General features: G+C 37.5%; 18 protein-coding genes. 7 read left to right on the forward strand and 11 right to left on the reverse strand.

What is annotated here, in order from left to right:
* Window positions 1-2: 2 nt before the first annotated feature.
* From groL to IM793_RS02275, 8 genes are all read right to left on the reverse strand, one after another.
* On the reverse strand, window positions 3-1,640 hold the full coding sequence (gene groL / locus IM793_RS02240; RefSeq protein WP_370629754.1) for a chaperonin GroEL: 1,638 nt from the start codon (window positions 1,638-1,640) through the stop codon (window positions 3-5).
* 130 nt (window positions 1,641-1,770) lie between these two features.
* Window positions 1,771-2,061, reverse strand: coding sequence for a co-chaperone GroES (gene groES / locus IM793_RS02245; protein WP_025141798.1), 291 nt, complete (start codon window positions 2,059-2,061; stop codon window positions 1,771-1,773).
* Window positions 2,062-2,297: 236 nt separating this feature from the next.
* Complete coding sequence (locus tag IM793_RS02250; protein WP_193419533.1) at window positions 2,298-3,062, reverse strand: TIGR03915 family putative DNA repair protein; 765 nt, start codon at window positions 3,060-3,062, stop codon at window positions 2,298-2,300.
* A 119-nt stretch (window positions 3,063-3,181) separates the two neighbouring features.
* A complete protein-coding gene (locus IM793_RS02255) occupies window positions 3,182-4,438 on the reverse strand; it encodes a putative DNA modification/repair radical SAM protein (protein ID WP_193419534.1) in 1,257 nt (418 codons plus the stop codon).
* A 252-nt stretch (window positions 4,439-4,690) separates the two neighbouring features.
* The gene (locus IM793_RS02260; RefSeq protein ID WP_193419535.1) at window positions 4,691-5,335 is read right to left on the reverse strand and encodes an HD domain-containing protein; all 645 of its coding nucleotides are present in this window, start codon (window positions 5,333-5,335) and stop codon (window positions 4,691-4,693) included.
* 73 nt (window positions 5,336-5,408) lie between these two features.
* Window positions 5,409-5,690, reverse strand: coding sequence for a helix-turn-helix domain-containing protein (locus IM793_RS02265; protein WP_132396000.1), 282 nt, complete (start codon window positions 5,688-5,690; stop codon window positions 5,409-5,411).
* Between the two features lie 304 nt (window positions 5,691-5,994).
* Entirely contained in the window at window positions 5,995-6,489 is a 495-nt protein-coding gene (locus tag IM793_RS02270) for a hypothetical protein (protein WP_193419536.1), read from the reverse strand.
* A gap of 67 nt (window positions 6,490-6,556) precedes the next feature.
* Window positions 6,557-7,735, reverse strand: coding sequence for a class I SAM-dependent RNA methyltransferase (locus IM793_RS02275; protein ID WP_193419590.1), 1,179 nt, complete (start codon window positions 7,733-7,735; stop codon window positions 6,557-6,559).
* Between the two features lie 71 nt (window positions 7,736-7,806).
* Here IM793_RS02275 and IM793_RS02280 point away from each other — a divergent pair, with 71 nt between their 5' ends.
* The 3 genes from IM793_RS02280 to IM793_RS02290 all read left to right on the forward strand — a co-directional run bounded on the left by IM793_RS02280 (window position 7,807) and on the right by IM793_RS02290 (window position 11,092).
* Window positions 7,807-8,172, forward strand: coding sequence for a DUF3127 domain-containing protein (locus IM793_RS02280; protein WP_057933226.1), 366 nt, complete (start codon window positions 7,807-7,809; stop codon window positions 8,170-8,172).
* 252 nt (window positions 8,173-8,424) lie between these two features.
* Window positions 8,425-10,245: a sensor histidine kinase KdpD gene (locus tag IM793_RS02285; protein ID WP_193419537.1), complete on the forward strand. Its 1,821-nt coding sequence runs from the start codon at window positions 8,425-8,427 to the stop codon at window positions 10,243-10,245.
* Window positions 10,246-10,396: 151 nt separating this feature from the next.
* The gene (locus IM793_RS02290; RefSeq protein WP_193419538.1) at window positions 10,397-11,092 is read left to right on the forward strand and encodes a response regulator transcription factor; all 696 of its coding nucleotides are present in this window, start codon (window positions 10,397-10,399) and stop codon (window positions 11,090-11,092) included.
* Window positions 11,093-11,277: 185 nt separating this feature from the next.
* Here IM793_RS02290 and IM793_RS02295 read toward each other — a convergent pair whose 3' ends face one another.
* On the reverse strand, window positions 11,278-12,126 hold the full coding sequence (locus IM793_RS02295; RefSeq protein ID WP_193419539.1) for a menaquinone biosynthesis family protein: 849 nt from the start codon (window positions 12,124-12,126) through the stop codon (window positions 11,278-11,280).
* A 118-nt stretch (window positions 12,127-12,244) separates the two neighbouring features.
* Complete coding sequence (mqnB, locus tag IM793_RS02300) at window positions 12,245-12,868, reverse strand: futalosine hydrolase (RefSeq protein WP_193419540.1); 624 nt, start codon at window positions 12,866-12,868, stop codon at window positions 12,245-12,247.
* A gap of 190 nt (window positions 12,869-13,058) precedes the next feature.
* Between mqnB and IM793_RS02305 the strand changes: the two genes are divergently transcribed.
* The 4 genes from IM793_RS02305 to IM793_RS02320 all read left to right on the forward strand — a co-directional run bounded on the left by IM793_RS02305 (window position 13,059) and on the right by IM793_RS02320 (window position 18,902).
* On the forward strand, window positions 13,059-13,469 hold the full coding sequence (locus tag IM793_RS02305; protein ID WP_029274209.1) for a 6-carboxytetrahydropterin synthase: 411 nt from the start codon (window positions 13,059-13,061) through the stop codon (window positions 13,467-13,469).
* Window positions 13,470-13,481: 12 nt separating this feature from the next.
* Entirely contained in the window at window positions 13,482-14,117 is a 636-nt protein-coding gene (gene folE, locus IM793_RS02310; RefSeq protein WP_193419541.1) for a GTP cyclohydrolase I FolE, read from the forward strand.
* A gap of 88 nt (window positions 14,118-14,205) precedes the next feature.
* Window positions 14,206-15,087, forward strand: coding sequence for an ACP S-malonyltransferase (gene fabD / locus IM793_RS02315; protein ID WP_193419542.1), 882 nt, complete (start codon window positions 14,206-14,208; stop codon window positions 15,085-15,087).
* Between the two features lie 83 nt (window positions 15,088-15,170).
* The gene (locus tag IM793_RS02320) at window positions 15,171-18,902 is read left to right on the forward strand and encodes a HAMP domain-containing sensor histidine kinase (protein WP_193419543.1); all 3,732 of its coding nucleotides are present in this window, start codon (window positions 15,171-15,173) and stop codon (window positions 18,900-18,902) included.
* A 39-nt stretch (window positions 18,903-18,941) separates the two neighbouring features.
* Here IM793_RS02320 and IM793_RS02325 read toward each other — a convergent pair whose 3' ends face one another.
* A complete protein-coding gene (locus tag IM793_RS02325) occupies window positions 18,942-19,844 on the reverse strand; it encodes a hypothetical protein (RefSeq protein ID WP_193419544.1) in 903 nt (300 codons plus the stop codon).
* Window positions 19,845-19,948: the final 104 nt, after the last annotated feature.

The following is a 19,948-nucleotide window of genomic DNA, read 5'->3' on the forward strand; positions in this document are numbered from 1 at the left end:
TATTACATCATACCACCCATACCGCCGCCGCCCATTGGAGGCATTGGAGCACCACCTTCTTCAGGTTCGTCTGCTAAAACAACTTCTGTAGTTAATAACATCGCTGCAATAGATGCTGCATTTTCTAAGGCTACACGACTCACTTTAGTTGGGTCGATAACACCTGCACCAATTAAGTTTTCGTAAACATCAGTACGTGCATTATAACCGAAATCAGCTGTGCCTTCTTTAACTTTTTGAACTACGATAGAACCTTCAATACCTGCGTTTTCGCAAATTTGACGTAATGGCTCTTCAATCGCGCGACGGATGATCTGGATACCAGTGTTTTCATCTTCATTAGCACCTTTTAAGTTTGCTAAAGCTTCAACAGCACGGATAAAAGCAACACCACCACCAGCAACAATACCTTCTTCTACAGCCGCACGGGTTGCATGTAAAGCATCATCAACACGGTCTTTTTTCTCTTTCATTTCAACTTCACTAGCTGCACCTACATAAAGAACTGCAACACCACCAGCCAATTTAGCCAAACGCTCCTGTAGTTTTTCTTTATCGTAATCAGATGTAGTCGTTTCGATCTGAGATTTAATTTGGCTAACACGAGATTTAATATCTTCTGAATTACCAGCACCATTGATTACAGTTGTATTGTCTTTGTCAACAACAACTTTCTCAGCAGAACCTAAATAAGTTAAATCAGCATTTTCTAATTTATAACCTCTTTCTTCTGATACTACAATACCGCCAGTTAAGATTGCGATGTCTTCTAACATTGCTTTTCTTCTATCACCAAATCCTGGAGCTTTAACAGCAACAACCTTCAATGAACCACGGATTTTATTAACTACTAAAGTAGCTAAAGCTTCGCCATCTAAATCTTCAGAAATGATTACCAATGGTTTACCAGTTTGAACAGTTTTTTCTAAAACAGGCAACAATTCTTTCATGTTGCTGATTTTTTTGTCGTAGATTAAAATGTAAGGATTTTCTAATTCAGCTTCCATTTTATCTGCGTTGGTAACAAAATATGGAGATAAGTAACCTCTGTCAAATTGCATACCTTCTACTGTTTTAACTTCAGTTTCAGTACCTTTTGCTTCTTCAACAGTAATTACACCATCTTTACCAACTTTGCTCATTGCCTCAGCAATTAGAGCGCCTATTACTTCATCGTTGTTAGCAGAGATAGATGCAACTTGTTTAATTTTATTGTTGTCTTCACCTACGGTTTGCGATTGTGCTTTTAAGTTTTCTACAACAGCAGCAACAGCTTTATCAATGCCACGTTTTAAATCCATTGGATTTGCGCCAGCAGCAACGTTTTTAATACCTGTGGTGATAATTGCCTGAGCCAATACAGTAGCAGTAGTCGTACCATCGCCAGCAATATCAGCTGTTTTTGAAGCTACTTCTTTAACCATTTGAGCACCCATGTTCTCAACAGCATCTTTCAATTCGATTTCTTTCGCTACAGTAACACCATCTTTAGTGATTGCTGGTGAACCGAATTTTTTATCGATAATTACGTTACGGCCTTTTGGACCTAAAGTTACTTTTACTGCATTTGCAAGAATATCAACACCTCTTTTCAGGGCGTCGCGTGCTTCTACGTTATATTTTACTTGTTTTGACATTATTTTTTAAATTTTGAATGATTGTATGAGAGAATAATTGAATTTGTATTCTTTTCATTCTAACATTATTATTTTATTTGTTGATTAATGCTGAATTTCCTCATTAGAAATTCAGTCATTTAATCCTAAATTATTACCCAACAACAGCGTAAATATCAGTTTCGCGCATAATAAGGTAATCTTTACCTTCGTAAGGGAACTCAGTACCGCCGTATTTACCATAAATTACAACATCGCCAACTTTTACACTCGCTTTTTTACCTTCAGAATCTTCTTCAGAAACAGATACTACAGTTCCTTTAGATGGTTTTTCTTTTGCAGTATCAGGGATATACAAACCTGATGCAGTTTTTTCTTCTGCCGCAGCCGGTTCAACGATCACTCTGTTCGAACTGCCAGCAATTGGTTTAAGGTTTAACGCCATAACTTCTATTATTTTTTATTTTGATTTTAAGTTTTTTAACTATGCATACATTTAACACTTTTTATGCCAAGTGGTTTGGAGGGACAAATTTTCACCAAACTGTCAATCTTTTCACACTAATGGAGAATGCGGGTGTCAGCATGGCAGTAAGTTTTAGTTTTTTCGCCAGACTTATGGATATTCAGAGTTGACAACTTACCAGCCTGGTATGTTATTAAAGTTGTCGACTCTGTTAGCTAAACCGGTGCTTTTTCTGTCAAGTATTTCCAATATCTTTTGGGTACATGCTGCACATGCAATTTGGTGTTTTTGCGGGCTACAATATTTGCGCTTTTAAAATAATCTTTCCAAAGCGTGGCATATAAAGCTTCGTCTTCATCCATTAAAATTGATGATGGGTTTTGTTTATTTATACCGTTGGTAAAACTAATTGTAATTTCTTCCACCGTGGTTAAATTATAGTGCAGGCCATACTTCCGTTTTAAATCATAAATCACCCATTGTTGATCGGCATATCGGTTTTTAAAATGATTGGATATTAAAGGCAAAACATTAAAATCAGGATCGATACTGGCATAAAATAACCCGTCGCCAGTTTTTTGAAAGCGGATAAATGCCTCCATCCTGTGTTTTTCCCGCTCTACACTTTTGGCATATTTAGCTAAGGCAATTACATGTTCGTTGCCATAATTATTTTCGGCGCCTAACTGATTTTGAAAAATATACAAGGTAAACTGAAAAAGGTGATTGTAAGCTTCTGGAATTTCTGATAAATAACTGCAGTAATATTTGCGCAGCCAATCCTTTCTCAGTTTCTTTTCCAATCCCGCCCAAACCCGGTCTGCTTTTTCTGCATCAGTAGTTACGGTAAAATTTTCTGTAAAGGCTTCCGGCTGGAAAATTTCAGTTGATTTGAGCATCACTTTACCAGGCTTGCGATCAAACCACTCAAAAACAGCTGATAAAAGGCCTTGTAGGGAGCCATCGAAAATGTAGGTCATATTTATATTGACAGGTTTTATATCGGTCGTCATTCCCGCGCAGGTGGGAATCTTAATGCAATAGCTTTAAGATTCCCAATCAAGTTGGGAATGACGCATCTCCTTAAACGACAGTGCTTTTAAAACAAAAGTATCTGGTTGCTATCTGTTTTTAAATATTTGCTTTGGCTTTCGGCCAAAATAAAAGCTTTAATCTGGGTACCTTGATAATCTTTTAACTGATATGGACTATCTAAACAGGTAATAAAGTGTTTGGCCCGGTTATAAGCCACCCCGATTTTCTTTAACTGATCAATCCTTAGTTTACCGAATTTCCTGGCCTGTACAATCTTTTTAGCCGACATTACGCCAATACCAGGAATACGAAGAATCATTTTATAATCAGCCGTGTTAATATCAACGGGGAAGTGCTGCATATTACGGATCGCCCAACTAAGTTTTGGATCAATATCCACGTCAAGATTTGGGTTGGCATCATTTAAAATTTCCTGCACTTTAAAACCATACAAGCGCATTAGCCAATCGGTTTGGTACAAACGGTTTTCCCTTAACAGCGGTGGCTGTGTGCCTAAAACCGGCATACGGCTATCGTTACTAATGGGTACATAACCCGAATAATACACCCTCTTTAGGGCAAAGTTTTTATAAAAAGCATTAGCAGTGTACATAATATCCTTATCGCTCTCGGGTGTAGCGCCAATAACCATTTGGGTACTTTGGCCTGCCGGTACAAATTTGGGTACATGTTTAATTAGTTTTTTATCTGCCGAGAACTGTACAATCTGCTTTTGCACAAAGTCGAGCGGCTTAATTACGTCAGCATGATTTTTTTCGGGTGCCAAAAGTTTTAATCCAGCTTCGGTGGGCATTTCTAAATTGATGCTCATCCTATCGGCATAAAGGCCTGCCTCTTTAATCAGTTCATCGCTGGCTCCGGGAATGGTTTTCAGATGGATGTAACCATTGTAATTCTGCTCCAAACGCAATTTTTTTATCACCAGGAGTAAACGTTCCATGGTAAAATCGGCATTTTTAAAAATCCCTGAACTTAAAAACAGACCTTCAATATAATTACGTCGGTAAAAATTCATGGTCAGTTCTACCACTTCATCTACTGTAAAGGCGGCACGTTTTATATCATTACTTTTCCGTGAAACACAGAACAGACAATCGTAAATACAATGATTGGTTAGCAGGATCTTTAATAAAGAAACACATCTGCCATCTTCTGTATAGGTATGGCAAATGCCCGAGGAGTGGCTGTTGCCAAGTCCCTTTGTATCATTCTTTCTCGTGCCGCCGCTTGATGAACAAGAAACATCATATTTAGCAGCGTCGGCAAGAATATTTAATTTTTCACGAATGCGATCAGACATAGGAATTGTTTTACTAACAAAGATAGTTTAATAACTAAAAATATTAGTAAATTGATTTATCTAATCTATTCGAATCTGGAATAATCGTGTTAAACTGTTCGAAGAATTCAATTTTCTGTCCAGCGGGAGCTGATGCCAAAGGTTAATTTGGTTCGGTGGTTTAAAAGGTTTTTTTTATTTTAAAGCTATGCTTTTTCCGCCAGCAAAGTTTTACTGGCTACAAAGATCTGGGTTAAATAGTCTTGTTGTGGGTTATTTGCCTTCCCATTCTTTATAAAAATGTTCCAGGTAGAGCAGCATAAAATTGTGTCTTTCTATTGCTATTGTTTTTCCAGCTTCTGTATTCATCATGTCTTTCAACAGGAGCAGTTTTTCGTAAAAATGATTAATCGTAGGGGCAGTTGTATTTTTATAACTTTCTTTGTTAAGGTGCATTTCCGGTAAAATGGCCGGATCATAAAGCACCCTGTTTTTGAATCCTCCATAGGTAAATGCCCTTGCAATTCCAATAGCTCCAATAGCATCTAAACGATCCGCATCCTGTACAATTTGCATTTCTTTTGAGGTAAAACCTGCACCATCAAAACTATTTTTGAACGACATGTTCTGTATAATCAACTTAACATGCGCAATAACCTCAGCTTCAACAGCAATGGATGCTAAAAATGAAGCAGCGATGTTTGGCCCCAGTTCTTCATCACCGTTATTAAATTTAGGATCAGCAATATCATGCAGCAATGCGGCAAAGGCTACTACAAGTTCATCACCATTTTCTTGTTGATTAATGGTTTGAGCGGTTTTAAAAACACGTTCGATATGAAACCAATCGTGCCCTGCTTCGGCATTAGCAAGTGTTTCCTGAACAAAATTGATGGTTTTTTGGATGGTAGCCTGCATAGTTCTAAATTTATCCCAAAGGTATTGGAATTATTTGCAGGGTAAAAGAAATGATATCAACAGCGACCGGGAATTAACTCACGGCCGTTGTCCTGCGTTCATCATCAGCAATAATTTTAATTAAATCATTGTGGTTGAGGGTCAATAAATGAGAGACTTCAACTTCTAAAATTGCTGCGATTTGAAATAAACGGTCGATAGTAAGTTTACTATAGCCCAACTCAATCTTGCTATATGCATTTTGAGAAATTTTTAATTTCGCCGCCAGATAATCCTGAGTATAGTCTCTGTATTCTCTAATTTTTCTGATATTCCCGGCAACATTCTTTGCATTTAAAGCCAATACATTTTCCATAAAAGGGATAAATTTTTTAATGTTTTTTATTACGTACGAAACTTTTATTCCTATAGATTTTAAAAATGTAAATTTTTAGCACTATTAAGAATTATACGAACCGGGAAAGACGACTAAATATGATAACAAAAAACAGCATAAAATGTTTAGGTGTTTTGTTTTTGTTGATCGTTAGGCTGTTAAAGTGATTTGTTTTTTGGACAGCTGAAAGGGAATAGGAGCGATACGGGATATTTATAGACATGTTATAATTGCGGACAAACTTGCCAGAGAAAAGATCAGGATAAGAAATTAACTGTAAAGGTTAATATAACCCCCAGTCGTCTTCAAATTCGTCTTTTTCGAAATGTTTAACCCATTCGATAAAGAGTAGACGAAATTTTTCAATTTCGTCTAAAACAATGTCTTTATATTCCGGAGTACAGATTTCGAACATATCTGCCGCTCTTACCTGGGTTTCTAATTCGCGACAGTTGGTTCGGATAATGGAAGCATTTTCCATTCTCAAAATATACATATCAGCACCTTCTGCTCCAACAATTTTAGGGCAAAGCATCAGTGCGTTCTGCATAATTAAGTTGGCTGTCATTTCGGCCATTTCTCCCTCCAGTGTTTCGCAGAACAGGGCGGCATATTTGTACACGGCTCTTGCCTGGTTATAAAGACTTTTAGCCCTGGTTACTTTCAGCCTAACCTTTTCGGCATCAACACTTGATAGGTTTTCTTCATCCTCATCATCCCGGCCAAATCGGCTAAAATGCTCCCATTCGGGCATATGATCCATGTCATCAAATTCCATATTTTTTCAAAATTTTTACGTTATGGTACGTAAGAGAGCGTAATATATTAATTTTCAATGAAAAAGACTAAGCGTCAATTAGTGGCGCCCGGCGAGAGCCATCATATAATTCATACTCTAGTAAACGACAGTCTAGTTTACCATTATAAAATTCTACTTTTTTAGCAGCTTTTAATCCGATTTTCTTTGCAAGGTCAGGATTTCCCGTGAAAATGTATCCCGAATAACCTTTACATTTCGTTTTCATAAAATCGCCCATTCGTTTATACGTCAATTCCAGCTTGCTGTGTACACCTAAGCGTTCGCCATATTCAGGGTTAAAAACAACAACACCTTTGCCATCTTCAGGAACTGGTGTTAATTCAAAATCACAAACTTCAAATTCAATTAAAGTATCAACACCTGCCGTTTTAGCATTTCTGCGGGTTACTTCAACTGCATCTTCCGACAAATCGGAAGCTACAATTTTAAGATCAATATTTTTAATTACCTGGTCTTTTAAAATTCTGCGCTCAGCGAAAAAATCTTCTTCGTTATAACCTAATATATGCATAAAACCATAATTCATGCGATATAATCCCGGGGCACGGTTGGTGGCAATCAGGGCCGCTTCAATAGCTAATGTTCCTGAACCGCACATGGGGTTAATGAATGGCGATTTTTTATCCCAGTTGGTTGCTAAAATAACCCCAGCTGCCAAGGCCTCTAACATAGGTGCCTTTCCAGGAATTTTCCGGTAACCGTGTTTGGCCAGCGTTTCGCCAGAAGTATCCATAAAAACATCGGCATCGGCATCTTTCCAGTATAAATGCACCACGGTTTTGTTTGCGTCCGATCCGGAGTTAGGGCGTATGCCTTTTTTCTCTTTCATACGGTCTACAATGGCATCCTTTACTTTTAAGTTTGCAAAAAGCGGCGTAGTAATATTTGGGTTATCAACATTTGAGGTTACGGAGAAGTAACCCGAAAAATCAATTAGTTCTTCCCACTCAATGGCTGCAATTTCTTTATATAAATCATCTGGTGTAATGGCTTTGAAACTTTTTATAGCATATAGAATCTGACTGGCGCAGCGTAAGTTTAAATTTAGCTTAATACACTCTGTAAGGGTGATGTTGAGCTCAACACCCGTAGCAAAAGACCGCTCAATGGTATAACCTAGAGCTGTAACTTCTTCTTGTAAGTAAGGCGAAAGGCGCTTGTTGCAGGTAATAATTACCTTGCTTTTATTGTGGAAAACTTGCATCATAATATATGCGAAGTTATCAATAAAATTATAGAGATTTGATGTTTATAGTACATTAAGTAGTATTAGTTATGGAAATTAAAGGAAAAGTACACGAAGTAGGTGCCACACAACAAGTAAGTGAAACGTTTAAAAAACGTGATTTAATAGTAGAATACGCAGAAAATCCAACATACCCAGAATATATCCGTTTTGAGGCTTTACAAGATAAAACTGCATTATTAGATACATTTAAAGCTGGCGATGAGGTTGAGGTTTTCTTTAATTTGCGTGGTCGTCCATGGACAGATAAAGCGGGTAAAACATCATATTTTAACAGTTTGGTTATTTGGCGTATTAATGCAGTTGCAGCAGGTGCTCCGGCAGCTACGCCAGCTTATGCGGCTCCGGTTGACGTAAGCAATGCGCCAGGTGAAGATGATGATTTGCCTTTCTAAATAAAGAGTCTTTTTTAAGCAAACAATTTTGAACCATGCCGAGGCCTAGCCTCGGCATTTTTTTTGCCCATGCCAGACTTCCGAAGTTTGCTATGGCAAGGCCGGGTAAACTTCGGAAGCCTTTTCGATGCTTTGTGCTGTTAAAATATGTTAAAAACAAACACTTGGCTTAGCTATTCAGTATTTTTGATATCTGTTTAGATTTAAGAAGATTATGCCCGGGTTTTTTTAGTTAAAAACCAATCCAGTTCCATGAAGAAAAGAAGTTTTTGGTTAATTACGGTTTTAATGACGGTAGCGCTACTGGGCGTGTTTGTAATGCAATTGTATTACATCCGGGAATCGTATAAACTAAAATCCCAGCTTTTTGACGAACAGGTAAATCAAACGCTAACTTCGGTAGTCAATAAAATACAACGTAGAAATGTTGCCGATCACCTCAACCGCAAAGATGCAGAAAACAAGCTGAAACAGCTCCAGGATTCGAGGCAGCGTGTGCTTGATATTAAAGATTTAAGACAGCAATATGTACAGGAGGCTGAGCTTCGCCAGGTTAAGCGCGAAAATCAGATCGAAAATTACCTTAACCAGCAAGATAGTATTATACGTAACGCTTACCGTGCACCTGATGTAATTTCAGAAAAGGAATACAGTTCTTTAACCTCGAAAAACGGCGATAAGCTCGACTTGCAGATGGATGCTTTCGTGGACATGAAAAGCCTGATTATTAAAGGTTACAGTATGCGTACCAAGCCTTTTTCTGCGCCGCCAAAAGCATTCGAGTTTAAAAGTTTACAAAGTTTGCCCGATACCTTAAGATATCTGGTTTTCGATCCGAGGGATGGTAGCCCGGGTTTTGCCAATGTTCCGAAAATACCAAGCGACTTACAGAAAAAGTTTAAACGGGAAGATGAGATTGCTAAAAAGCAGTTAGAACTAAAAATTGCAGCGCTAGGCAAAGATACTTTTTCGTATACAAGATTAAGTGTGGTTGAGGATGTGTCTAAAGAACTGCAGGAAACCAATGTGCCAATTTATAAACGCATTAATTTTAGCTCTTTAGACCGTTTATTGAAGCAAGAGCTCCTTGCTAATAACATTTCATTAGTGCCTTCTTACCGGGTTTCGTTAGCCAGAAAAGATTCGACCATTTTTATGGCGGCTTCTAATGTTAAAGGAGAGTTTTTGCCCGAAAACACCTATAAAACACCTTTGTTTGGTAACGATATTTTTCGCGATCCCGGAATGCTCTACGTCAGTTTTCCGAATAAAAATTCGGCCATTATAGCTAATCTAAGTGTTACACTAGCCTCATCAATTGGTCTGTTGCTGGTGCTTGTTTTTATCTTCTCTTATACGCTTTATGCTATTTTGAAACAGAAAAAACTGTCGGAAATGAAAACAGATTTCATCAATAATATGACGCACGAGTTTAAAACGCCTGTGGCCACTATTATGATTGCCAGTGAAGCTTTAAAAGATCCGGAGGTGACAGAAGATAAAGCCCGGTTAAAACGTTTGGCGGGGATTATTTATGATGAAAATGTTCGCCTGGGAAGTCACATCGAACGTGTTTTAAGTATTGCCCGCTTAGAAAAGGGTGAGCTTAAAATGGAGAATACCGAAGTAGACGTGAACGATTTAATTGTGATTGTGTTGGATAGCATGGAATTGCAGTTGCAGAAAAGGAATGCCGTTATCAACGTACATACCGATGCAGAAAATGCTATTGTATATGGCGATGAGCTGCATCTGTCTAATGTAATTTATAACCTTATTGATAATGCGAATAAATACAGTAGCGATACCCCGGAGATTACGATTAGGACCCGCAATGCCGGCAAGAATTTAATTATCGAAATAGCAGATAAAGGAATAGGCATGACCAAAGAGCAGTCTAAAAGGATTTTTGATCAGTTTTATAGGGTGCCAACAGGTAATTTACATGATGTTAAAGGGTTTGGTCTGGGTTTAAATTATGTTCAGGACATTATTAAGAAACTGAATGGAACGATTAAGGTAGGTAGTGAAAAGGATAAAGGAACAACGTTCGAAATATCTTTACCTTTATAAAAGTTGCTTTATTGATATATTAAAATTGAGCGGTTTAACGGTTCTTGTTGTGGAGTATTAATTTAATCCACAGTATACATTAAACCGTTATGCATATTCACAATCAAACTCCCAATGTGGCTAATACTGCGCATTGAATAAAAACAAGAAAATGAAAAAAATACTTCTGGTAGAAGACGACCCCAATTTAGGTTTATTATTACAAGACTATTTGCAGTTAAAAGGCAAGTTTGATGTAGTATTATGCACCGATGGTGAGGATGGATTGAGAACATTTAACAAGCAAAACTTCGATTTATGCATTTTGGACGTGATGATGCCTAAAAAAGATGGTTTTACATTAGGTAAAGACATAAGAAAGGTAAATACACAAGTGCCCATTATTTTTGCAACTGCGAAAACCATGCTGGAAGATAAATCTGCGGCCTATGATTTAGGTGGTGACGATTACATTACCAAACCTTTTCGGATAGAAGAGCTCTTACTACGTATTAATGCGATGTTTAAACGCGTAGCCAATAAAACAGATAACAGCGATGAGGCCGCCGAAACACAGTTTTCTATCGGTCGGTATCATTTCGATTATACTACCCAGATTATTACCGATAGCGATCATCAACAAAAACTATCTACCAAAGAAGCGGAGTTGTTGCGTTTGTTGTGTTTAAAAAAGAATACCGTTTTAACCCGTGAAGAAGCCCTGTTAAGCATCTGGCATGATGACAATTACTTTAACGGAAGAAGTATGGACGTGTTTTTAAGTAAGTTGCGTAAGTACCTTAAGGCCGATCCAATGGTAGAAATTATTAACGTGCACGGAAAAGGCTATAAGTTGCTGGTGAGTTAGCACGGTGTTTAAATGTGGATGTTGTAATTTTGAAATGTTCCGCGCTATCGTCATTTCGAGCGAAGAGCAACGCAGTCGAGAAATCTATTAGATGGACCTTTCCAGTGCGTCATCACCCAGAACTTGTTTCAGGGTCTTTCAAGCGAGATTAGATCTCTCCGCTGCGGTTGGGATGACGGAACGAATTAAATATATAAATTCTCCTGAATAGCAGGAATGATTCCGCGTTCCTGCGCCAGTTTAAACAAGGTATCAACTGCTTTCCGGCCTTCTTCGCCAAGGTTTATGCTGTATTTATTCACATATAATTCGATGTGTTTATACATCACGCTTTCTTCCATGGCCTGGGCATGCTGGCGGATAAAATCGATCCCCGATTGTGGATGTGCAAAGGCAAACTCTACAGATTGGCGAACTAAACGGTTCACCTTTAACTGCACCTCTCGATCTAAATTACGGTTGATTACAATACCTCCCAATGGGATGGCACAACCCGTTAGTTTTTCCCAATAATCGCCTAAATCAACGATTTTATTTAATCCCTTATTCTGATAGGTAAACCTGTTTTCGTGAATAATTAGTCCTAAATCAATCTGCTCATTAATCAAAGCCGATTCAATTTCCGAAAAAACAAGTTCTTGTTTATTTTGTAAGTGGGGATAAGCAATTCCCAACAAGAAATTCGCAGTAGTATATTTTCCTGGTATTCCAACCCTCAGTTTTGAGTCTGGTGTTTGGAGTTCAGCGTCGTTTTCTCCATTAAAATCCTTCTTACTGATCAATAATGGGCCCACACCAAACCCGAGGGCACTCCCAGCATCCAATAAAGCGTATTGGTTGGCTACGTAGGCAAATGCATGAAAGCTTAATTTAGTAATGTCTAATTCGCCCCTGAGTGCCTTTTGGTTTAAGGTTTCTACATCATCGTAAGAAACCTCAAATTCTAATCCTTCCGTATCAATTTTATGGTGAATTAATGCGTCGAAAATAAAGGTATCGTTAGGGCAGGGAGAAAATCCAAGTGTAAGTTTCATCTATTTATTTTTTTGTTTTCAGTTGTTAGATGGAGCCTTTGACAATTAAAATAATTATTTTAATTGTGTCGGGTTCATAAATCAAAATTAAGTACTGTAGTAAACTAATAAGTCATAATCAGTTCATTTCTCCAACAAAAGCGATGGCCCAATCGTTTAAGTTTTTAATGGCCAAACCAATTTTCCAATTGTCTTTATTTCTCGGTTCTACATAATTCGATATACTTCTGATCTGTAAACAATCTATATTTAATTGTTTACCGGCATAAAAAACAGCAGCACCTTCCATACTTTCGGTAGTTGGATTTAACCTCTTGATTAAATTTTTGATGCTTTTTTCGCTTCCCGTTACACAGTTCATAGTTATGCCTTTAGCTATAGGTAGGTTAAGGCTTTTTTGTGTCTTCGGAGAATAATGGTTCTCCCCAAAACCTAAATCGCTTATGGTTAAAAATTCATCTCCATTTTCAGCGCCCAGTTCAGCAAAAGTATCTTCAGTAATATTTAATACTGTACCTAAGGCAATATCCCGGTTGAAGCTTCCGGCAATCCCGAAATTTACCACAAGGCTATATTTTGATGAAAGATGTTTACCCAAGGCAAAGGCTGTTGCTACCATCCCAACTCCGGTAATCAGCAAATCGAAATTTTTACTTTCCACAAAATCTGCGTCTGGTAAATTAAAATGCTGGTAAAAGAAAGTAAGTTCGGCTTTTGTAGCAGCAACAATTAAAGTTTTCATAAAGTAAAGTTAAGGAAATAGGAGGAATGTAAGATGTGGGATGGAATATGGAAGGGAGATCAGTATAATCAAAGGAAAGAAAAAAGCAACCTGGTGTAAAATGGAATACGGGTGGGGGTATATTTACATCATCCATTATCCCTCTTCCATCATCCATTTTATCCGTATATTTGCATTTTATTTTATAGTAATGATTTACATAACGAGAAAAGCATCATTTAATGCGGCGCACAAATTGGCCCGTACCGATTGGGATGATGATAAAAATAATGAAGTTTATGGTAAATGTGCCAACCCAAACTGGCATGGCCATAACTATTGGTTATATGTTACCGTTAAAGGCGAAGTGAATCCGGAGACAGGTTTTCTGGTTGATTTGAAATGGCTGAAAGACGTAATGAACGATTATGTGGTAGATAAAGTTGATCATAAAAATTTAAATCTTGATGTAGATTTTATGAAAGGCAAACTGGCTTCGACCGAAAACCTGGCCATTGAAATCTGGAAACAACTTTGGGCTCCGATTGCAGAGAGCGGTGCGGTTTTACATTGCGTAAAAATCTACGAAACCGAAAATAATTTTGTTGAGTACTTTGGTTAAAAACCTAAATTAATGAGCAATAAAGACGTATTAAAAGGCGAATCAAAAGACGGTTATGTGAAAATAGACCGTTACAATGAAGATAAAATTGAAGCTGTAGCTACACATTATAAAGATATTCTTGGCCAGTTGGGCGAAAATCCGGAACGCGAAGGTTTATTAAAAACGCCTGAACGTGTGGCTAAAGCGCTGCAATATTTAACACATGGATACGATTTAAAGCCTGATGAAATCCTTAGATCAGCCATGTTTGAAGAGGATTACAGCCAAATGGTGGTGGTTAAAGATATTGAAGTGTATTCGATGTGCGAACACCACATGTTGCCATTCTTCGGCAAAGCACATATTGCTTATATTCCTAATGGACACATTGTGGGGTTAAGTAAAATTCCTCGTGTAGTTGATGCTTTTGCCCGCCGTTTACAGGTACAGGAACGTTTAACGAACGAGATTAGAGATTGTATCCAAAATACCCTTAGCCCCATGGGCGTTGCAGTGGTGATTGAGTGCAGGCACTTATGTATGTCTATGCGTGGCGTACAAAAGCAAAATTCGGTAACCACAACATCTGCCTTTACAGGAACTTTTTTAAGTAACGATAAAACAAGGTCTGAGTTTTTGAGGTTGATTACTGCAAGTTTAGATTAATAGTATTTAGTAGAAAGTATTAAGTATCATGATGAGCGCCTAGATAAAAAACGCTAAGCGCCAACCGCGATACGCCAAACAAATTATAATGAAAGCATATATTTTTCCCGGACAGGGAGCGCAGTTTGTAGGTATGGGTAAAGATCTTTACGAAAATCCCAAAGCCGCAGTATTATTTGAACAAGCCAATGAAATTATCGGTTTCCGCATTAGCGATATTATGTTTAGCGGAACAGATGAAGAGCTTAAGCAAACCAATGTAACACAGCCAGCGATCTTTTTGCATTCGGTGATATTAGCCAAAGTGTTAGGCGATGATTTTAAACCAGATATGGTTGCTGGTCACTCTTTAGGCGAATTTTCTGCTTTAGTGGCTGCAAATGCATTAAGCTTTGAAGATGGATTAAAACTGGTTATTGCCCGTGCAAATGCCATGCAAAAAGCATGTGAGGCACAGCCATCAACCATGGCAGCTATTTTAGGTTTAGCTGATGATGTGGTTGAAAAAATCTGTGCCGAAATTGATGCAGTAGTGGTACCTGCAAACTACAACTGCCCCGGGCAATTGGTAATTTCGGGCAGTATAGAAGGTATTGATCTTGCCTGTGCCAAATTAACTGAAGCCGGAGCAAAAAGAGCATTAAAATTAAACGTAGGCGGTGCTTTTCACTCTCCTTTAATGGAGCCGGCAAAAATCGAATTACAGGCGGCTATTGAAGCTACCAATATTGCATCACCAATTTGTCCTGTTTATCAAAATGTTGATGCTAAGCCCTATACAGATCCAGCTGAAATAAAAGCTAATTTAATTAAACAATTAACCGGTGCTGTGCGTTGGACACAGACAGTAGGTAACATGCTTGCTGATGGTGCAACTGAATTTGTTGAAGTTGGTCCGGGCAATGTATTGCAGGGATTGGTTAAAAAAGTAAGCCGCGAAGTACAGACAAGTAGTGCTGCGATAGCTTAATTTATTCAAATAGAATATGAACGCCATAAACTTAACTGTTTATGGCGTTATTTTTTATCAATATTTAATATCTTTATCCGTAGATGAAAATGAGCTTTGGTGTAAAAATAAGATTTCTATTGCTTGTTTTGGGCTGTTGCCTCATGGTAACTTCTATTTCGCTAAGCAGGTTTACCACCAGGGGTGAGCTGTTAGAACACGATGCAGAAGAAATTCAACAGAAGATTTTAATCAAAGAGAAAGCTGTACAAACATTTTTGGCCAATAAGCAGGAAGTTGCCAAAGCCAAACAGTTTCATCTGAATCCTAAAAATGCAATTGATTTTATTACATCTTTTCGCGAGAATAATGGAATAAATCTATTAACCTTTCAAAATAATCAGCTTAAGTTCTGGAGTAGTTATAAGGTTTCCGAAATAGACCCAACTACCATAAAAGAAGGCAGTTCGGTACTGTTTTTTTATAATGGCTGGTACGAGGTGATTAAAAGTACCCAGGGAAATTTCAGCCTTATTTTCCTAATCACTATTCAATCTCAATATCCGTTTAAGGAAACAAAGTATTTTAAGAATAATATTGATCCTGTTTTATCCAAAACAAAAATACTAACATTTGCCTCTTTTACAGACAAGGATGTTTATGTAATAAAAAACCTCGAAAATAAATTTTTATTCGGGCTAAAAGTAAAGCCAGGATATGCAGAAACCCATTATTCTGGTACGCAATTATGGCTGTTTATTGCAGGTATGTTATGCATCTGCATGTTTTTTAACTCTTTAAGTTCGTTTATTGCCAGGCGTGGACATATTGCCTGGGGTACTTTTTTACTGTTGTTTTTCTTCTTAGCCTTTAGGTTAACAGATTTATATTACGGTTGGTTTAATCACAGGTTTAACTTAGATCTATTTGATCCAAGAATATATGCAGATAATTTCCTGATGCCTTCGTTAGGCGATTTCCTGTTGAACGTCATCGCACTCACCTGGTTGCTCTTGTTTATGTATAACCACAAGGAACAATATAAGTTTCCGGAATGGATTAAGCGGAGTAAAATAATTGGAATTGTTATTCAGGCCGGATTAATGGTGTTTATAGGCCGGATTGTTTGGGATACCGATGATATTTTCTTCGGATTGATTTTTAACTCAAAAATTAATTTCGATATCATTAATATCCTTAAACTCAGCGGAACCAGCTGGGTAGGGATTGTAATTTTATGTTTAGCCTGGTTTCAGATTTACCTCATAACAGCTGTCTCGGCAACGATAAGCAGTCAATTAAATGTGAGCAATAAAGAGCGGGTTATTATTTTCCTCATCGGCTTTGCCGGCGTTTTTATTTACAAGTTAGTGGTAGATTTTAATGCCTTTTTTATCGTTTTTGCGCTAGTGTTATTTATAGTAGCAAGGGCAGTTTATTTAAAAGAAAAAAACTTTTCAATCGGCATGTTTGCCATTGTATTTTTCTGTCTGGCTTTTAACACTTCTATTAAGTACACCAAGTATAAAGATATTAAAGAAAGAAGTTTGCGCGAGCCTTTGGCCAGAAAAGTGCAATCGTCAGAAGATCCGAATGCAATTGTTGCTTTAGGTACTTTAGGCGATGAAATTGTTAAAGATAGTTTTCTAACAAGCTATTTTAGTCAAAACCGGAAGGGTGGTTATGCGGTACTCAAAAATCATATTAAAGATTACTTGGACGGCTATTTAAACCGATACGATTATCAGATTTATCCCTATGATAAAACGGGGGCTGCAATAGAAAATTCTGATACGCCGCCCATTAATAAGTATAAAAACCTGGTAGAAGCTGGCTCTGTTAAAATCGATGGATCTAACTTTTTTTATCAGGTAAACAATACATTTGGTTATCAGGATTACTTTGGGATCATTTCGGTTGTAAACAGTGGCAGTTTATTGGGCACAATTGTTATCGAACTCCGGTCGAAGCCATATAATTATAATAATCGGCTGCCCGATCTCCTGGGAGATCAAAAATTCATTAAAGACGAAGATTTTAAAGGTTATTCCATCGCCTTGTACAGCAATAATAAATTGCTTAATCAGTCTGGAAATTATACATATCCTTTAGATGGAAGCACGTTTAAAGGTAAAAAGGACGATTTTATAATCAGTAATGATGATGAACTTCATTACAGCCATTTAATTTACAAGCCTACTGATAGCAAGATGGTTGTGATTAGTAAAGAGAAGGTGGATTATGTAGAACGTTTGGCCGCGCTGTCGTTTTTCTTTCTGATATTTATTATCTTCTCCATGTTACTTTATGGGTTAATATGGTTAATTAAAAACCTTGATGATGATAAAGTAGGCTGGTTCAGTATTAACAGATCTTTAATGATCAATGCCAACAAGATTTTGTATAAAACCAGAATCCAGGTATCTATTGTATTGGCTGTAGTGGCAACGCTGGTTATTGTAGGTTGGGGAACTTACTATTATATGAACAATGAGTATCGTGGGCAGCAAGATGCGATATTAAAGGATAAAATAAGGAAGGTTCAGCAGAATTTCGAAAAGCAGGTTTTTAGTAGTGGCATTATTGAAAACGATGAGAATGCTGCAGCAGATTTTAACAATTTTGCCGATATCAATAATGCCGATTTAAATTTATATGACCTGAGTGGTAATCTGATCATGACGACCTATCCCAAGCTCTATAATTATAAAATTATCGGTAAAAAAATGGGACCTAAAGCCTTCTTTTCTTTAAGTGGTTTACACCGTTCAGAATACATTAATCCTAAAGAGAATATTGGGAATTTAATTTATGCTGCTGCATATGCCCCCATCAGGAATGCGCAGAACAAAACAATAGCTTATATTGGTTTGCCGAACTATTCTAACGAAGAGGAGTATAGTGATAAACTTGCACTTTTTGTAAGTAACCTGATTAATCTTTACGCACTAGTATTTGTGGCTATTGGGGTATTGGCTGTGTTTTTGGCCAATCAGATTACCAATCCCTTAACTTTTATTCAGGAAAGTATCAGTAAAACTAAAATAGGGCAGAAGAACGAACCTATTGTATGGCGCAGGCATGATGAGATCGGCTCTTTAATTAAGGAATATAACCATATGATTTCGGCCTTGGAAGATAGTGCAATCAAACTGGCCCGATCGGAAAGGGAGAGTGCCTGGCGAGAAATGGCAAAACAAGTTGCTCACGAAATCAAGAATCCGCTAACGCCTTTAAAATTAGGTGTTCAATTGCTAGAGAAGTCGTGGAAGGAGAAGGATCCAAACTTCGAACTTAAATTTAATAAGTTTAGTAAATCATTTATAGAACAGATTGATAGCCTTTCGAAAATCGCATCTGAATTTTCTAATTTTGCCAAAATGCCTGATACCAAGCTGGAGCGGCTTTCTTTACTTCCCATTATTGAGCAGGCAAGAGAAGTGTTTAAAAGCGCCGAAAACGTCACTATCGATGTGCTCAACAAAAGCGACAAAGATATCGAAATCATGGCTGATCACGATCAGCTTTTGAGGACGTTTAATAACCTGCTTAAAAACGCAATAGAAGCTATAGATGAAGAAACCTTATGCTGTATTACCATTGTTGTATATGTAGATGCGAAAAATGCATATATAGAAATAAAGGATAATGGAAAAGGTATACCACCAGCTCTGCATGATAAAATATTTGTACCTAACTTCACTACGAAAACATCGGGTACAGGTTTAGGTTTGGCTTTTGTTAAGCAGGCTGTAGAAAATGCTGGCGGTTCCGTTAAGTTTACTTCAGTAAGTGGCCTAGGAACAACGTTCTATCTGAACTTTCCTTTAGCTTAAATTAAAGATAAATATGGTTAATCAATCAGATGGAGTGTATTATCTCAACTCCACTTGAGCCTTCCCCATGGTATTGCCATCAGCATATAAAATTACGGTATATATGCCCTTTATAAATGGCTTTGGGTTTGCCCAGTCGATAACATAGGTGCTGTCATCGTTATTGTAGTCGATAAAAATAGAATGGCTAAACTGCATGTCCTGCCCGTCAGCCTCAAAATGGTTTCCCTCGTCTGCAAGCAGATTCCCTGCCGGATCAAATACCCGAAGGTAAATGTTATGATGTCCTTTTTCTGCTAAATGATTCGGCACAACGTTAAAGCGCACGCTTAATTTCTCTGCTGTAGACGATTTGCTCACTTCGACTTTTTTGCCGCTTGATTTTGTTCTGAAAGCAATAATTTCGGCCGATTGTAGCTTTAATGCTGCGGCAGTTTTAACTTTCGCATTTAAATTCGAGTTTTCGTTCTCTAAGTTCGATGCCCTGTTGCTGATGTTTCTCAGCGTATTCTGTAAGCTATCGCGACTGTTTTTTAGAAAAATATTGTCTTTCTGTAACTGAATAATCTGATCATTGTAGTTCTTTACAAATGTTTTCAGCTCATTAATTTGTGCATTTGCTTTGTCAATTTCGGCTTGGGTGATCTGGTTTTTTGCTAAAGCCGCTTTAAGTTCTTCAATTTTTACCCTGGCAAGTTTCTGTTCTTCAACAAGCTTATCATTTAAATCAAGGTTCAATGCATTAACCTTATCCAACTCAACCTCAATCTTTTCTACCTCAAGTCTTAGTTTGTCCTTCTCTGCACTAACGGTAACAAATTTTTCACTTTGCTTTCGATCTTTAAAAAACAAGTAAGCATTTGTGCCTATTAAAGCAGCAATAACGATGACCAGGAAGTAAATTTTGTTTCTATCACCCTTATTAATCTTTTGTGGTTCCATTTAATAACGCTGTATCTTCTGTAAATTAATATACTTTTGCTCTCCATAGGTAAATGGGGTACACAATTAATTTTAGCAGGGCGCAAATTAAAATTTTTAATAAA

The sequence above is a fragment of the Pedobacter sp. MR2016-19 genome (assembly GCF_014947265.1).
In the GTDB taxonomy this organism is placed as follows: domain Bacteria; phylum Bacteroidota; class Bacteroidia; order Sphingobacteriales; family Sphingobacteriaceae; genus Pedobacter.

What these genes read in the sequence shown, in the direction of transcription:
- groES (WP_025141798.1), bottom strand. Translation starts at nt 2,061, where the DNA reads ATGGCGTTAAACCTTAAACCAATTGCTGGCAGTTCGAACAGAGTGATC.
- IM793_RS02250 (WP_193419533.1), bottom strand. Translation starts at nt 3,062, where the DNA reads ATGACCTACATTTTCGATGGCTCCCTACAAGGCCTTTTATCAGCTGTT.
- IM793_RS02255 (WP_193419534.1), bottom strand. Translation starts at nt 4,438, where the DNA reads ATGTCTGATCGCATTCGTGAAAAATTAAATATTCTTGCCGACGCTGCT.
- IM793_RS02260 (WP_193419535.1), bottom strand. Translation starts at nt 5,335, where the DNA reads ATGCAGGCTACCATCCAAAAAACCATCAATTTTGTTCAGGAAACACTT.
- IM793_RS02265 (WP_132396000.1), bottom strand. Translation starts at nt 5,690, where the DNA reads ATGGAAAATGTATTGGCTTTAAATGCAAAGAATGTTGCCGGGAATATC.
- IM793_RS02270 (WP_193419536.1), bottom strand. Translation starts at nt 6,489, where the DNA reads ATGGAATTTGATGACATGGATCATATGCCCGAATGGGAGCATTTTAGC.
- IM793_RS02275 (WP_193419590.1), bottom strand. Translation starts at nt 7,735, where the DNA reads ATGCAAGTTTTCCACAATAAAAGCAAGGTAATTATTACCTGCAACAAG.
- IM793_RS02280 (WP_057933226.1), top strand. Translation starts at nt 7,807, where the DNA reads ATGGAAATTAAAGGAAAAGTACACGAAGTAGGTGCCACACAACAAGTA.
- IM793_RS02285 (WP_193419537.1), top strand. Translation starts at nt 8,425, where the DNA reads ATGAAGAAAAGAAGTTTTTGGTTAATTACGGTTTTAATGACGGTAGCG.
- IM793_RS02290 (WP_193419538.1), top strand. Translation starts at nt 10,397, where the DNA reads ATGAAAAAAATACTTCTGGTAGAAGACGACCCCAATTTAGGTTTATTA.
- IM793_RS02295 (WP_193419539.1), bottom strand. Translation starts at nt 12,126, where the DNA reads ATGAAACTTACACTTGGATTTTCTCCCTGCCCTAACGATACCTTTATT.
- mqnB (WP_193419540.1), bottom strand. Translation starts at nt 12,868, where the DNA reads ATGAAAACTTTAATTGTTGCTGCTACAAAAGCCGAACTTACTTTCTTT.
- IM793_RS02305 (WP_029274209.1), top strand. Translation starts at nt 13,059, where the DNA reads ATGATTTACATAACGAGAAAAGCATCATTTAATGCGGCGCACAAATTG.
- folE (WP_193419541.1), top strand. Translation starts at nt 13,482, where the DNA reads ATGAGCAATAAAGACGTATTAAAAGGCGAATCAAAAGACGGTTATGTG.
- fabD (WP_193419542.1), top strand. Translation starts at nt 14,206, where the DNA reads ATGAAAGCATATATTTTTCCCGGACAGGGAGCGCAGTTTGTAGGTATG.
- IM793_RS02320 (WP_193419543.1), top strand. Translation starts at nt 15,171, where the DNA reads ATGAAAATGAGCTTTGGTGTAAAAATAAGATTTCTATTGCTTGTTTTG.
- IM793_RS02325 (WP_193419544.1), bottom strand. Translation starts at nt 19,844, where the DNA reads ATGGAACCACAAAAGATTAATAAGGGTGATAGAAACAAAATTTACTTC.